Origin of the sequence: Streptomyces sp. NPDC000410, assembly GCF_040300305.1 — a bacterium.
In the GTDB taxonomy this organism is placed as follows: Bacteria; Actinomycetota; Actinomycetes; order Streptomycetales; family Streptomycetaceae; genus Streptomyces.
On record NZ_JBEPDM010000004.1, the window covers coordinates 96,805 to 110,489 of the forward strand.

13 protein-coding genes are annotated in these 13,685 nt (G+C 71.6%); 8 read left to right on the plus strand and 5 right to left on the minus strand.

Going from position 1 to position 13,685, the window contains the following annotated elements:
- The first annotated feature begins 181 nt into the window (after nt 1–181).
- A complete protein-coding gene (locus ABT342_RS07375; RefSeq protein WP_351568360.1) occupies nt 182–1,681 on the plus strand; it encodes a M1 family metallopeptidase in 1,500 nt (499 codons plus the stop codon).
- Nucleotides 1,682–1,779: 98 nt separating this feature from the next.
- Nucleotides 1,780–2,799, plus strand: coding sequence for a LacI family DNA-binding transcriptional regulator (locus ABT342_RS07380; protein WP_351568363.1), 1,020 nt, complete (start codon nt 1,780–1,782; stop codon nt 2,797–2,799).
- A 218-nt stretch (nt 2,800–3,017) separates the two neighbouring features.
- Here ABT342_RS07380 and ABT342_RS07385 read toward each other — a convergent pair whose 3' ends face one another.
- Together ABT342_RS07385 and ABT342_RS07390 are read right to left on the minus strand one after the other, a co-directional pair.
- Nucleotides 3,018–3,875 (minus strand): oxygenase MpaB family protein, encoded by an 858-nt coding sequence (locus tag ABT342_RS07385; RefSeq protein WP_351568366.1) that lies wholly within the window; start codon nt 3,873–3,875, stop codon nt 3,018–3,020.
- Entirely contained in the window at nt 3,872–4,777 is a 906-nt protein-coding gene (locus tag ABT342_RS07390) for an oxygenase MpaB family protein (protein ID WP_351568369.1), read from the minus strand. The genes ABT342_RS07385 and ABT342_RS07390 overlap by 4 nt, the downstream gene beginning before the upstream one ends.
- 111 nt (nt 4,778–4,888) lie before the next feature.
- Here ABT342_RS07390 and ABT342_RS07395 point away from each other — a divergent pair, with 111 nt between their 5' ends.
- The 4 genes from ABT342_RS07395 to ABT342_RS07410 are packed head-to-tail and all read left to right on the plus strand — an operon-like array spanning nt 4,889 to nt 9,317.
- Nucleotides 4,889–5,509 carry a DUF6230 family protein gene (locus tag ABT342_RS07395; protein ID WP_351568372.1) on the plus strand — a complete coding sequence of 207 codons (621 nt, stop codon included), beginning with the start codon at nt 4,889–4,891 and terminating at the stop codon, nt 5,507–5,509.
- Between the two features lie 12 nt (nt 5,510–5,521).
- Nucleotides 5,522–7,030, plus strand: coding sequence for a DUF6114 domain-containing protein (locus ABT342_RS07400; protein ID WP_351568375.1), 1,509 nt, complete (start codon nt 5,522–5,524; stop codon nt 7,028–7,030).
- Nucleotides 7,031–7,044: 14 nt separating this feature from the next.
- Entirely contained in the window at nt 7,045–7,914 is an 870-nt protein-coding gene (locus tag ABT342_RS07405; RefSeq protein ID WP_351568378.1) for an oxygenase MpaB family protein, read from the plus strand.
- A complete protein-coding gene (locus tag ABT342_RS07410) occupies nt 7,911–9,317 on the plus strand; it encodes an aldehyde dehydrogenase family protein (protein WP_351568381.1) in 1,407 nt (468 codons plus the stop codon). Before ABT342_RS07405 ends, ABT342_RS07410 begins: the two co-directional genes overlap by 4 nt.
- 161 nt (nt 9,318–9,478) lie before the next feature.
- Here ABT342_RS07410 and ABT342_RS07415 read toward each other — a convergent pair whose 3' ends face one another.
- A complete protein-coding gene (locus tag ABT342_RS07415; protein ID WP_502965479.1) occupies nt 9,479–10,108 on the minus strand; it encodes a TetR/AcrR family transcriptional regulator in 630 nt (209 codons plus the stop codon).
- A gap of 88 nt (nt 10,109–10,196) precedes the next feature.
- Between ABT342_RS07415 and ABT342_RS07420 the strand changes: the two genes are divergently transcribed.
- Both ABT342_RS07420 and sph read left to right on the plus strand, forming a co-directional pair.
- Complete coding sequence (locus tag ABT342_RS07420) at nt 10,197–11,336, plus strand: acyl-CoA dehydrogenase family protein (RefSeq protein WP_351568384.1); 1,140 nt, start codon at nt 10,197–10,199, stop codon at nt 11,334–11,336.
- 138 nt (nt 11,337–11,474) lie between these two features.
- Entirely contained in the window at nt 11,475–12,479 is a 1,005-nt protein-coding gene (sph, locus tag ABT342_RS07425) for a sphingomyelin phosphodiesterase (protein WP_351568387.1), read from the plus strand.
- Nucleotides 12,480–12,626: 147 nt separating this feature from the next.
- Here sph and ABT342_RS07430 read toward each other — a convergent pair whose 3' ends face one another.
- Both ABT342_RS07430 and ABT342_RS07435 read right to left on the minus strand, forming a co-directional pair.
- Complete coding sequence (locus ABT342_RS07430) at nt 12,627–13,109, minus strand: hypothetical protein (RefSeq protein ID WP_351568390.1); 483 nt, start codon at nt 13,107–13,109, stop codon at nt 12,627–12,629.
- 92 nt (nt 13,110–13,201) lie between these two features.
- Entirely contained in the window at nt 13,202–13,681 is a 480-nt protein-coding gene (locus ABT342_RS07435) for a macro domain-containing protein (RefSeq protein ID WP_351568393.1), read from the minus strand.
- Nucleotides 13,682–13,685 lie beyond the last annotated feature (4 nt).

Below are 13,685 nucleotides of genomic sequence, written 5' to 3' on the forward strand. Positions count from 1 at the left end.
GTACTCCGGTCAACTCCCTTGCAAAAGAGGGCAGTAGACGGTCGAAAGTGTCCGATGGGGACACCGTGCATCATGTCGGCCGAATGGCATTCGTGTGACAACAGAGGCCATGGACATGACTGCGCACATGGGCGTGAATAAGGTCCGAAGAGATCATCCGCACCGACGACTTGGAGCACTCGTGCACCGCAGAATCCTCGTCCCGAGCGCGCTCGCGGCCTCACTTCTGCTGGCGATCCCGGCATCGGCCGCAGACTTCGTGCCCGGGGCCTCGGGCATTGGCGACCCCTACTACCCGGCCAGCGGTAACGGCGGCTACGACGTTTCGCACTACGACCTGCGGCTGAAGTACCAGCCGACGACCGACCTGCTGGAGGGCACGGCGACGATCCTCGCCACCACCAAGCAGAACCTCTCCCGCTTCAACCTCGACTTCGGACTGACCGTCACTGATGTACGGGTGAACGGGAGGAAGGCGGCGTTCGCGAAGAGCGGCGACCAGGAGCTCGAGATCACGCCCGCCTCCCCGCTGGAGAGGAACCGGCCGGTCTCGGTCGTGGTGAAGTACGCCGGCAAGCCCTCCGAGCTCAACATCGGCGGCTACACCGCCTGGCACCGCACCCCCGACGGCGGCGTCGCCGCGCAGCAGCCGGAAGCGGCGGTGTGGTGGTTCCCGTCGAACGACCATCCGCTGGACAAGGCGACGTTCGACATCTCCGTGTCCGTGCCCGACGGGACGCAGGCGATCAGCAACGGTGTGCTCCAGTCGCAGTCGTCGCGGCTCGGCTGGACGCGTTACAACTGGCGTTCGAACAAACCGCAGGCGCCGTACCTCGCCACGCTCGCGGTCGGCAAGTTCGACATCACGACCGACAGGACCGCGAGCGGCCTGCCCGTCCTCAACGCGTACAGCAAGGACCTCGGCGACAACGCGGGCGCGGCGCGCGCGAGCGTCGAGCGGACCGTCGAGGTCACGGAATGGCTGGAGGAGTACTTCGGCCCGTACCCGTTCAACGCGCTCGGCGGCTACGTCCCGAACGTGAAGAGCGGCTACGCCCTGGAGACGCAGACGCGCCCGTTCTACAGCCCGCGCCAGTTCGCGAACGGCGCCAACGTCTCGGTGGTCGTGCACGAGCAGGCCCACCAGTGGTACGGCGACAGCGTCTCCGTCAAGGGCTGGAAGGACATCTGGGTCAACGAGGGCTTCGCCCGCTACAGCCAGTGGCTGTGGTCGGAGAAGGAGGGCGAGGGCACCGCGCAGGAGCTCGCCGACTACATCTACGCGCTGCACCCGGCCGACGACCCGTTCTGGACGGTGAAGCCGGGCGACCCGGGGCCGGACAAGCAGTTCGACATCGCCGTGTACGACCGGGGCGCGCTGGCCCTGCAGGCGCTGCGCAACGAGATCGGCGACGACGACTTCTTCGCGATCCTCAAGGGCTGGCCGACCGTGAACGCGAACGGCAACGGGAGCGTGGGCGACTTCGTCCGGTACGCCGAGAAGATCTCGGGCAAGCCGCTGGCGGAGCTGTTCGAGACCTGGCTGTACGAGCCGACGAAGCCGGCCGCCCCGGCGGCGGCGGACGCGCGGATCGCCGGCGCCGACAGCGTCCGGCCGGTGCAGCCGAAGTCGTACAAGAAGATCGCCGCGACGAACACGATCCACGACCACGACCACTGACGTACGGGGTGTGGTGGCGCCGTCGCCCCGGGCCGGGCGGCGGCGCCGGCGGCTACCCTCGTGCCGGTACGGTCCGACGCGCCGACGAGGAGCATCCGTTGCCCGACCCGACCACTGGAGCCCGGCCCACCCTGGAGGCCGTCGCCGCCCGCGCCGGGGTCTCCCGGGCGACGGTCTCCCGCGTCGTCAACGGCGGCGCCGGTGTCCGCGCGCCGCTGGTGGAACGGGTGCGCACGGCGATCGCCGAACTCGGTTACGTACCGAACCAGGCCGCGCGGTCGCTGGTGACCCGGCGCACCGGCGCGGTCGCGGTGGTCATCGCCGAGCCCGAGTTCAGGATCTTCTCCGACCCGTTCTTCGAGCGGCAGCTACGCGGCATCAGCCGGGAACTGACGGCGAACGACTCCCAGCTGGTGCTGCTGTGGGTGGAGGGGCCGGAGGACCACGACCGTATCGCCCGGTACCTCGGCGGCGGCCATGTCGACGGGGCACTCGCCTTCTCGCTCCACGACGAGCACGAACTGCCCGCGATCGTCCGGGAGTCGGGAGTGCCGGTGGTCTTCGGCGGGCGACCGGGCACGACCTCCGGGCAGCCGGTTCCGTACGTCGACTGCGACAACCGCGGCGGGGCGCGCGAGGCGGTACGCCATCTCGTCGCGCTCGGCCGCACCCGCGTCGCGCACATCGCGGGACCGCGCGACCAGACCTCCGCGCTGGACCGGGTCGCCGGTTACCGCGAGGCTCTCGGAGCCGCGCGCGGCATCGTCGCGCAGGGGGCGTTCACCGTGGAGAGCGGGGCGCGCGCGATGGCGGAACTGCTGGAACGGCACTCGGACCTGGACGCGGTGTTCGCCGCGAACGACCTGATGGCCTCGGGCGCACTGCGGGTGCTGCGCGAGCGGGGCCTGCGGGTGCCGGACGATGTCGCGGTCATCGGCTTCGACGACATGGAGTCGGTCGCCGGGACCACGGATCCGCCGCTCACGACGGTCCGCCAGGACATCGAGGGGAACGGGCGCCGGATGGTGCGCCTGCTGATGCGCATGCTGCGCGAGCCGGACGCGTCGCCACTGCCGGTGGTCACCCCGACACGACTGGTACGCCGCGCCTCGGCGTGAGGGGGTGCCGGGCGCCTGCGGCGGGCTGTCCCCTACCCGCCCCTTCCCGAAACTGGGGGCAAGCCCCCAGAGCCCCATATCCAGCCTCGCCGGCGTTTGAGACGCGGGGGTTCGGGGGCAGAGCCCCCCACGCGGCGGAGCCGCAAATCGACACTGCGGGAAGGGGCGGGGTGGGGAAAGAGCCCGCCGCAGGCGCCCCCTGACGCGCCCCGTCAGGGTCAGCGGGGCCGCGCGCTCCGCACCGCGCTGCGGGCCTCGCGCGCCAGGGGCAGATAGCGCAGGCGTTCCGGCAGCACCGGCACCACAGCCCGCACCAACCTCCCGAAGCGCCGCAGCCTCCGCTCCTGTTCGTCCGTCCACTCCAACCCGATCGCCTCACGCGCGTCAGGCGGCATCAGCCCGACCGTGACGAACCGCCGGAAGCGGGCGAGCGGCGGCAGCAGTACCGGCCACAGCACCCTCAGCAGCAGCCGCAGCACGAGCGGCCCCCGGTCGGGCGGCGGCACCGGCCGGTCGACGGCGGTGAGCTCCTGGACGACGGCGGTCGCCTCCAACTCGTCGGCGAGGACCTTGCGGTAGTACGGCCAGAACTCCTCGATCGTCTGCGGCATGTCCCGGTCGTGGATGCCGAGGATCCGTCCGACGCGCAGCCACTCCGCGTACAGCTGCCGCTCCTGCGCGTCGGTGAGCGGGCGGACGAGATAGCGCGCGGCGTGCTGGTAGACGGGGAACCCGGTGGCGTGGACCCACGCGTAGTACTCGGGGCTGAGCGCGTGGTAGTGGCGGCCCCGGGTGTCGGTGCCCTGGATGGTCCTGTGCAGCTTCCGCAGCCGGCGCCCCTCCTCGGCCGCCGCCTCTCCGCCGTACACCCACAGCTGGAGCGAGCGCAGGGAGCGCTCTCCGCGCCCCCAGGGGTCGGTACGGAACACGGAGTGGTCGTCGACCCCGGCGCCGACGGCCGGGTGCGCCACCTGCATGGTGAGCGCGGCGGGCAGCATGAGCAGCCCGCGGACGTCGCCCGCGAGGGTCCACAGCACTCCGCCGGGAGGCGGCGGTACGGGGTCCGGCCTGGTCATACGTGTGCTCCCAGCGGTCGGCGGGCGCCTGGTGCGGTGCCCGGCTTGTGCGTATTCCAGTATGCGATCGCCAGGCTTCCGGCGATCCGGAGGGGTGGCGGGAGCAGCACCGTGAGCGCGCGGACGAGGCGCGCGAAGCGGCGCAGCGCACGCTCCTGGCGCTCGGTCCAGCTCAGCCCGAGGCGCTCGCGCAGCACGGGCGGCAGGGTGCCGACGGTGACCAGCAGGGCGTAGTGCGAGGCGACGGCGGCGAAGGGCCGCCAGAGCGGGCCGGGTATCCACGGGACCGGCGGTTTCCGCGGTCGGCGCAGCTCGTCGAGTACGTCGTGGACGGACCGGTTGAGTTCGAGGCGGTTCTGGACGACCTCGTCGTAGTACGCGCAGAACGAGGCCCAGTCCGGGGGCATGTGGTGGTCCCGCAGGCCCCAGACGCGCCCGACGCCCCGCATGTCGCGGTAGTACGCCTCGGTCTCCTGCGGACTCAGGCCCTTGCCGAAGACGCGGTGCCCGTCGACGCCGCCGCGGACGAGGGTGGCGTGGACCCAGTGGTAGGCCTCGGGGTTCAGCGCGTGGTAGCGGCGGCCCCGGTCGTCGGTGCCCTTCATCGGTTTGTGCAGCTCGCGGATGCGGTCGGCCTCGGCGGTGGCGGCCGCCTGGCCTCCGTAGATCACGGTGGCGAGGGAGGAGACCGTGCGCCAGAGCCGCTGCCAGGGCTCGGCGCGGAAGTCGGAGTGCTGCTCGACGCCCGCGCCGACGACGGGGTGGGCGACCTGGAGGAGCAGCAGCTGGGGCGCGATGAGGAAGTTGCGGCTGTCCCCGAAGTACCGCCAGGCGGCTCCGCCGCGGCGGGGGGCCGGACCCGTTGACTTCTCGGACGTCCTGGCGGTGCGGTCGCCCTCCATGAGCGCTCCTTTCTCGCTCTTCTGAATCTGTGTCAGCAGTGTTGACGCGTCTCGTGAAACAAGTCAATAGTCTTTGTAACTTTGACTCTCCGGACGAGAGGGGGCCGTCATATGGCCCGGGAACAGCGCGAGTTGGGCCCCGAGGGGCGCACGCACTGGAAGAGAACGGCGGTGATGCTCGTCCCTGGCGTGCTGGCCGTCGGCGCGGTCGTCATCGCCCTCGCCCAGGGCGCGATGGCCGCGTCCTTCGCGGTCTCCGGCAAGAACTTCAAGGTGTCGGCGGAGGAGATCACGGGCGAGGGGATCTCCAGCTTCCCGTCGTCGATCGGCACCAAGGACGGCAAGGGACACGCGGTGCTGCTCGCCGGGATCAGGAGCGGCACGGCCAAGGGGGTCTGTCTGTCGATGAAGCAGGACCTGCCGATGGTCGGCGAGGTCTCACTGATCGTCAGATCCGGCAGCGACAAGCCGGTCAAGGGCGAGAACCTGGTGGTGAACGCCGACGCGCTGACGAGTGCGGGCGGGCGGGTGACCGGGGTGCAGGCGGGCCGCGACGCCTCGACGCTCGACGCCGCGCCCGGGGTGACCGGGCCGGCCGGACTCTTCGGTGTACAGGCGTCGTCGGCGGTGGCACGGGACGTGAAGAGCACGGCGTGGGCGTCCAACGGGGGGTCGCTCACGCTGGACAAGGTGGAGATCGAGCTCAGCCACGACGGCACAGAGTGCTACTGAGGGGGCCGGGCCATGATCTCTCTGGTGCTCGGCTTCGGGGCCGAGCTGTTGAAGGAGACCGGCGACTGGCTGGATCGTGTCCTCCCGGCCCCGGGCCTGCGCCGGCCGCTGCGGTCCTGGCGGAGGCGGCGCCCGTTCTGGGCGGGTGTGTGGACCGTGCTGGGCGGTCTCGAAATGATCGTCCTTCCGCTGGCGCCGCTGCCGCTGATGCTGAAGGTCGGCATCGGGGCGATGTCCGCGATCGGGGTGGGGTTGGTGCTCATCGCGGGCGGCCTCTTCTTCGTCTTCGTACCGGCCCAGCGGATGTTCGTCTCCGTGGTGACGGCCATCGCCTCGCTCGTGTCCCTGGCGACGACGAACCTGGGCGGCTTCGGTGTGGGAGTGGGGCTCGGACTGCTGGGCTCGTCGATGGCTTTCGGCTGGCTGCCGCATCGAGCCGAGGACGGGGGTACGAGGGGTACGGAGACGGCGGCGCGGGCCACGTCGGCTCGGGAGGCCTCGGCGGCGCGGGTCACGCAGGCGCCGAACGTCCCGGCGCCGGCCTCGGCGGCGGACGGGCAACCGTTCGTCACCGCCGTCCACGGACGCGGCCCGCACGGCCCGGAGGTGAGGAACCCGTCCCCAAAAGCGCGTGAGAGCCGTGCCGCGCGCCGGATTCCGGACCGGTCGCCCGGGGACGGCACGGCTCTCCCACTCGCCACGCGCGTCTCACACATCTCTCTCGTCTCACTCGCTTCGCTCAGGCCACTCGCCGCGGCAGCGGCCGTGCTCGTACTGGCCGCCGGACCGACCGGAGCCGCACCCACACGCGGAGGCGGGCACTCCCGGGCGGCCGACGCCCCGGCGCCCACCGGAGCCGAGCAGATCACGCTCCCCTGCCTCACCGGCGTCGACACCGGCGGCCTCGACAACCCGCCTCCGCAAGGGCCGCCGCCCTCGCGGCGAACCGCGCCGACCGTAGGGACGGCTGCGACCGGAGGGACAGCGGCGACCGGAGGGACCGGAGCGGACCCCGGTGATCTCACTCCTCTCAGGCCGCCGATCGTGGTGGGCAAGCAACCCGGACCCGGCCGGGCGACGTACCCCGTCAGCCCGTACCACCCCCAGGTGAGCGCCGCCCGGCTCGACGCGTACGACGCGATCGTGCACGGCGCCACGTACCTCCCCACCCTCGGCGGCGGCCGCGTCAAAGTCCTCTGGGTGCATGCCGGACGGATCGTCGCGAAGGACTACCACCTGCGCGTCACCGGGCCGAGCGGCACGCCCTCGACCATCGACGTCCAGCTCGACATCCGGAATGTCGACGTATACGCCACCCAGCTGACCGGCTCGATCGAGATCCCGCTCCTGGGGGTGAGCACACCCCGGATCTGCCTCGGCGCCGACGTCATCCCGGCCAATCTGCCCGTGGCCGTACGTCTCCCCCGGCTCACCCTGGAGACGGTCGAGGCCGGCCAGGTCCTCGTCGACGCCGCCGATGTCCGCTTCTCAGGGCTCGACGCCCGCCCCCGAACCGCTTGAGGAGGCCAACCGCCATGGGGCGCTACACCCGGCTCCGCGAGATCCGCCGTATGGACCCCGCCCAGGACTACGAGCTGATCCACAAACTGATCACCCAGTACGAATTCCCCTGGGACTACATGCAGGGCGTCAGCGTCGCCTTCCTCCGGGACTACGGAGTGCCCCGGATCTCCCAGCTCCTCGACCGTACCCAGGAGTTCGAGAAGGCCGGCCAGAAGCGCTACGACGACACCGTCCTCTTCGGCTTCGAAATGGCCCAGGACGGCTTCGACTCACCGCGCGGCCGTGCCGCCGCCCGCCATCTCAACCGCATCCACGGCCGGTACCGGATCCCCAACGAGGACTTCCTCTTCGTCCTCGCCACGACCGTCGTCGGACCGAAACGCTGGATCGACCGGTTCGGCTGGCGGCCGCTGTGCGCCAACGAGGTGGAGGCGCTGGCCCTGGTCGGCCACCGGATGGCGCAGGCGATGCACATCGACGGCGCGCCGACCACGTACGCCGGTTTCGAGAAGCTGCTCGTCGACTACGAGCGGGAGATGTTCGCGTACGACCCGGCGAACCGGCGCGTGGCGGCGGCGACCTTCCGGACGATGGTGAGCTGGTATCCGCGCCCGCTGCGGCCCCTGATCGCCCGCCTCTCGCTCGCGCTCCTCGACGAACCGCTGCTGCGCCCCCTCGGATTCCGGCCCCAGCCGCCCTGGCTGCGCTCGCTGGCCGTCCGCGCCGTACGGGCCCGCTCGTACGTCGTACGGCTGCTGCCCGCCCGGCCGCACCGCCGCCCGTCGTTGCCCAAGCCCCGCTCGTACCCGTTCGGCTGGACGCTCGACGACCTCGGCCCGCACTGGGCGCAGAACAGGCCACTGGAACAGGAGACTTCATGAGCACCCCGGACGAGGTACAGGCCTCCGTCGTACAAGCGCGGGCCGCCGCCGCGCGGTGGGCGGCGGCCGGCTGGGGCGGGCGCCGCGCCGCGCTGCTCGGCTGGAAACGGTCGCTGGCCGCCCGGATGGACGAGGTCGCGGAGACGGTCGCCGCCGAGACGGGCAAACCGCACCATGACGCGCGGGCCGAGGTGCTGCTGGCGCTCGTGCATCTGGACTGGGCGGCACGCAACGCCCGCCGGGTGCTGGGGCGTCGGCGCGTGCCGTCCGGGCCGCTGTCCGCGCACCAGCGAGCGCTGCTCGCGTACCGGCCGATGGGCGTGATCGGGGTGATCGGGCCCTGGAACTACCCGGTCTACACCCCGATGGGCTCGATCGGTTACGCCCTGGCCGCAGGCAACGGCGTCGTCTTCAAGCCCTCCGAACTCACCAGCTCGGTGGGCGAATTACTGGCCCGCAGCTTCGCCGACGCGGTGCCGGAGCACGCCGGGCTGTTCCTGGCGGTCACCGGACCCGGGACGGTCGGCGAGGTGCTCGCCGGATCGGCGGGCGTCGACAAGGTCGCGTTCACCGGTTCGCCGGGAACCGCCCGGAAGGTGGCGGCCGCCTGCGCCGCGACCCTCACGCCGCTGCTCGCGGAATGCGGCGGCAAGGACGCGGTACTGGTGGGCGAGGGCGCGGATCTCGACGCCGTGGCGGACGCGGTGGTGTGGGGGGCGATGGCGAACGCCGGGCAGACCTGCGCGGGCGTGGAGCGGGTGTACGTCGTCGGGTCGGCGTACGACGGCCTGTGCGAGCGGATCGTGAGCAGGGCGCGCGGGCTGACGCCGGGCGAGGACTACGGCCCGCTGACCCTGCCCGGACAGCTCGCGGTCGTGGAACGACACGTGAAGGAGGCCCTCGCGGCCGGGGCCCGGGCTCTGCTGGGCGGGCCCGGGTCGCTGCGGCCGCCGTTCGTCGGTCCGGTGGTGCTGACCGAGGTGCCCGAGGACGCGTCGGCGATGACGGAGGAGACGTTCGGCCCGGTCGTCGCCGTCAACCGGGTGCGGGACATGGACGAGGCCGTCGCGCGGGCGAACTCCTCCGCGTACGGGCTCGGCGCGGCGGTCTTCGCCGGTTCCCGCGCCGCCGGGCAGGCGGTGGCCGAGCGGCTGCGTGCGGGCGCGGTGTCGGTCGATTCGGTGCTCGGCTTCGCGGCGGTGCCGGCGCTGCCGTTCGGCGGCACGGGTGAGTCCGGTTACGGCCGGATCCACGGCGCGGACGGTCTGCGCGCGTTCGCGACGCCCCGCTCCATGACCGTCCGCCGCTTCGCACCGCTCGCCGACCTGACGTCGTTCGCGACGCCGGGCGCGAGGGCGGCGCGGGCGGTGGAGCTGGGGAGGTGGTGGCACGGGCGGTGGTAGGGGGGCGGCGCCTGCGGCGGGCTTCTTTCCCCTACCCGCCCCTTCCCACAACTGGGGCTCCGCCCCAGACCCCGCGCCTCAAACGCCGGCGGGGCTGGATTGTGGGGCTACGCCCCACTCCCAGCCCGTAGCCCGCCGCAGGCACCCCCACCCCACCGGCGTCAGCTGTCCAGCAGCGGCAGCAGATAGCGCCGCGCGAAATCCCGCACCCGATCATCGTCGTCCAACTCGAAACAGCTCACCGGATTGAGCAGAAAGGACACCGTGATCCGCACCATCAGCTCCGCCACCGGTGTCGGATCGCTCTCCGGGCGGCCCTCGTCGCGCTGGGCACGGCGCAGCCGGTCGGTCAGGTATCCGCGCATGGCGAGGAAGGCGGGCCCGCTCTCCAGCGTGAGGAAGGGCAGCATCGTCTCGGGCTCCAGCCGCATCAGCCCGCCGATCAGCGGGTGTTCGCGGATGTGCCGCAGCACCGCGACGAAGCCTTCGACGAGCCGGTCCTCCATGGCCGGCAGGGCGGCCACGGCACTGTCGACATCGGCGACGAAGCGCCGGTACTCGCGCAGCAGGCAGGCGGACACCAGGGCGTCCTTGTTGCCGACGCGACGGTACACGGTGACCCGGGAGACCTTGGCGCGCTTCGCCACGTCGTCCACGGTGGAGCGGCGCAGGCCGAAGGTCATGAACTGTTCGCGGGCCGCGTCGAGTATCTGCTCGGTCAGCGCGTCGGCGGGCATCGGCGGCGACGCGGCACCACTCAGCGCCCGGGCCAGCAGCGTTCCGTCCTCCATGTGCCCTCCCCGTCGTCCGTTCCTTCGTTGTTACACAGACACTAACCCAATCACTTTGTAACTCCGCCCACTTCAGGAGGGGCTTTCCATGGCCATGGATCAGGACCGCTCGCTCACGCCCGAGCAACGGGACTTCGCCGGGGCGCTGCGCGACTTCGCGCGGCGCGAGTGCGCCACACGTGAGCAGCGCGGCGGCGACGCGCACTCCCCCGGGCTCTACGCGCGGCTCGCGGAGCTCGGCTGGCTCGGGGTCTGTCTGCCGCGGGAGTACGGCGGGGCGGGCGGCGGGATGACGGACGTGTGTCTGTTCCTGCGGGAGACGGCTCGCGCGCTGATGCCGGTGGGGGGCTTCATCACCTCCGTCATCACCGCGAAGGCGTACGAGCGGTTCGGCAGCGAGGCCCAGCGCAAGGCGGCGATAGGCGGCGCCGTGGCGGGCCGGGTGCTCGCCGTCGCGATGTCGGAGCCGGACGCCGGTTCGGACGTGGCGGCGCTGCACTGCCGGGCGGAGCGCGGCGCCGACGGCGGCTGGCTGGTCAGCGGCCACAAGACCTGGATCTCCAACGCCCATCTGGCCGAGTACATCCTGCTGGTCGCCCGGACGGAGGCGGGCAGGGGGAAGCACGAGGGGCTGACCATGTTCCACGTGCCCGCCGCGGCCGAGGGGATCGAGATCCGGGGGATCCCGACCATGGGGGGCCGGGACGTCAACGACGTGTACTTCACGGATGTGCGGCTGCCGGCGGACGCGGTGGTCGGCACCGTCGACCGGGCGTGGGAGCAGCTGATGGCGGGGCTGAACGCGGAACGGCTGTTCCTCGCGGCGAACATGCTGGGTCTCGCTGAACGGATCTTCGACGACACGGTCGCCTACGTGAAGGGCCGTGAGCAGTTCGGCCGCCCGGTCGGTTCCTTCCAGGCCCTGCGGCACCGGCTCGCCGAGCTGGCGACCGAGATCGAGTGCGTGCGGCTGCTGGTGTTCGGGGTCGCGGCGGGCTGCGACGCGGAGCCGGACCGGCCGTTTCCGCGCGAGGCGTCGATGGCGAAGCTGAAGGCGACGGAGACGGCGAAACGGGCGGCACTGGAGGGGATGCAGATGATGGGCGGCTACGGCTACGCCACGGAGTACGAGATGGAGCGGCATCTGCGCACGGCGGTGGTCTCCACGGTGTACGGCGGGACGAGCGAGATCCAGCGGGACATCATCGGCCGGAGCTACGGCCTGTAGACCGCAAGTCGGTACATGTTCGAAAGATCGTGGATCTGCGGCAAGAAACTCGGCACCGGGTGGTTACCCCGAAGTAACTGACGCTGCTTTGATGTGCGCGCCAAGGCATTACCCCCACACCCTCACACGGGAGTTCCAGTGCCGCACTCCACGCTCCGCCGCATATCCGGCGCAGCACTCTCCACCGCGCTCGCCGCCGCCACCCTGGCCGTGGCCGCGCCCTCGGCGACCGCGGTGGCGCCCGCCGCCGAGTCCGCCGCGGCGACGCCGTCGCTGAAGGTGCTGACGTACAACGTCTTCCTCTTCAGCAAGAACCTGTACCCGAACTGGGGCCAGGACCACCGCGCGCGGGAGATCCCCAGGACCTCGTTCTTCCAGGGCAACGACGTCGTCGTGGTCCAGGAGGCCTTCGACAACTCCTCCTCCGACGCGCTGAAGCAGAACGCCGCCGCCCAGTACCCGTACCAGACCCCGGTGATGGGCCGGTCCAAGACCGGCTGGGACGCGACGAGCGGGGCGTACTCGGCGACGACACCGGAGGACGGCGGCGTCACCGTCCTCAGCAAGTGGCCGATCGTCCGCAAGGAGCAGTACGTCTACAAGGACGCCTGCGGCGCCGACTGGTACTCCAACAAGGGCTTCGTCTACGCCGTGCTGAACGTGAACGGCAGCAAGGTGCACGTCGTCGGCACGCACGCCCAGTCCACCGACCCGGGGTGCGGCGCGGGCGAGGCGGCGCAGATGCGCAGCCGCCAGTTCAAGGCGATGGACGCGTTCCTCGACGCGAAGAACATCCCGGCCTCCGAGCAGGTCCTGGTCGCGGGCGACTTCAACGTGGACTCCCGTACGTCCGAGTACGCCACGATGCTCGCGGACGGCGGCTTCGTCGGCGCGGACTCGCGCACCGGCCACGCGTACTCCTTCGACACGCAGGACAACTCGATCGCGTCCGACCGCTACCCGGACGACCCGCGCGAGGACCTGGACTACGTCCTGCACCGCGCCGGGCACGCCAGGCCCGCGGGCTGGAACAACGACGTGATCAAGGAGCAGAGCGCGCCCTGGACCGTCTCCAGCTGGGGCAAGAGCTACACGTACACCAACCTGTCCGACCACTACCCGGTCGTCGCGTCCGGGCGGTAGCCGCGACGCGGGTTCGGATTCGTCGCCGCGACGGCCGTCGTACGGACGGTCGTCGCGGCGCTGCGCGTGCCCGCCCGGAGAAGACATGCCCGAGAGGTGTCCGGGTGTCTGGTGGATCATGCCGGGCTCACGACGCCCCAAGTACGTCTAGTACGTCGCGGCGACGCTGTAGCAGTAGTAGCCGACGAGTCCGACGACGCAGGCGATGACCACCCAGGAGCTGACGCTCGTGTGCCTGCGCGGCTCGTCAGTGCGCCGCTTGGCCGCCTTGGACTTCCTGGGGGCCTTGCCGGGTCCGGCGGTCCGCCGCGGCCCGGCCGAGGAGTGGCGGGGCTCGGCGTCGGCGGCGGCGTCGGCCAGCAGGCGCCGGCAGGTCGCGGCGAGGTCACTCGTCCCGGCGGAGAGCGGCACGATCGCCTCCGAGCGCGCCGGCGCGGTGGTGCCGCCTTCGAGGATGCGGCCCGCGCGGATGAGGATCTCGTCCCGCCCCCCGGCCGGGGCCAGACTGATCCAGCGCTGGACGTGCTCGCCGCGTATGACCACCCCACCGGACCGGTCCCGGTACACGGTGTGCTCCCGCCACAGGACTTCGGCCAACTCGCTTGCGGTATCCCGCAGTTGCCCGCTCATGCCCTCCCCCTCCATCGTACGGTAATTCGAACAAGCACCGCACTCTAGCGTCAGGTACACACCAAGAAGCGGGCGGGGGCGAGGGGTTGCCGCTACCCGTCGTAGTCGTACACCGTCACCGGTATGCCCCGTGCGGCGAGCCGGTCCGCGATCAGCGGCTCCACCCTCGACCACTTGCCGCCCGCCAGCCCGCATCCGATCCGGGGCATATGAACCGAAGCCCCCAGCTCGACCGCCTTGTCACCGAGCGCCCCGAGGGCCGTGTCGATCGCCTCGTACCGCACGGGCACGCCCTTGCTGCCGGTGCGCATGCCCCGCTGACCCACCATGTTCGCCACCCACACATACGGGGAGACCTGGACGGACTGGACCGCTCCCAGGCCGAAGTCGTTGCCCGCCCGCTCCCGGTGCCAGCGCCGGAACGCCGCCTCCGGCTCCGGCCAGCGGCGGGATATCGCGACGACGAACCCCTTGCCCCAGCCGCCCAGATCGTTGCAGACATGCGCGATCAGCTTGACGCCCTTGCCGTGCGGCGCGGTGGCGTCCCCCTGTACATACGTGATCCCCGACATGCCC

Excerpts from the sequence above, each read along its gene's own strand:
- ABT342_RS07385 (WP_351568366.1), bottom strand. The coding sequence starts at position 3,875 with ATGACCAGGCCGGACCCCGTACCGCCGCCTCCCGGCGGAGTGCTGTGG.
- ABT342_RS07390 (WP_351568369.1), bottom strand. The coding sequence starts at position 4,777 with ATGGAGGGCGACCGCACCGCCAGGACGTCCGAGAAGTCAACGGGTCCG.
- ABT342_RS07395 (WP_351568372.1), top strand. The coding sequence starts at position 4,889 with ATGGCCCGGGAACAGCGCGAGTTGGGCCCCGAGGGGCGCACGCACTGG.
- ABT342_RS07400 (WP_351568375.1), top strand. The coding sequence starts at position 5,522 with ATGATCTCTCTGGTGCTCGGCTTCGGGGCCGAGCTGTTGAAGGAGACC.
- ABT342_RS07405 (WP_351568378.1), top strand. The coding sequence starts at position 7,045 with ATGGGGCGCTACACCCGGCTCCGCGAGATCCGCCGTATGGACCCCGCC.
- ABT342_RS07410 (WP_351568381.1), top strand. The coding sequence starts at position 7,911 with ATGAGCACCCCGGACGAGGTACAGGCCTCCGTCGTACAAGCGCGGGCC.
- ABT342_RS07415 (WP_502965479.1), bottom strand. The coding sequence starts at position 10,108 with ATGGAGGACGGAACGCTGCTGGCCCGGGCGCTGAGTGGTGCCGCGTCG.
- ABT342_RS07420 (WP_351568384.1), top strand. The coding sequence starts at position 10,197 with ATGGCCATGGATCAGGACCGCTCGCTCACGCCCGAGCAACGGGACTTC.
- ABT342_RS07430 (WP_351568390.1), bottom strand. The coding sequence starts at position 13,109 with ATGAGCGGGCAACTGCGGGATACCGCAAGCGAGTTGGCCGAAGTCCTG.
- ABT342_RS07435 (WP_351568393.1), bottom strand. The coding sequence starts at position 13,681 with ATGTCGGGGATCACGTATGTACAGGGGGACGCCACCGCGCCGCACGGC.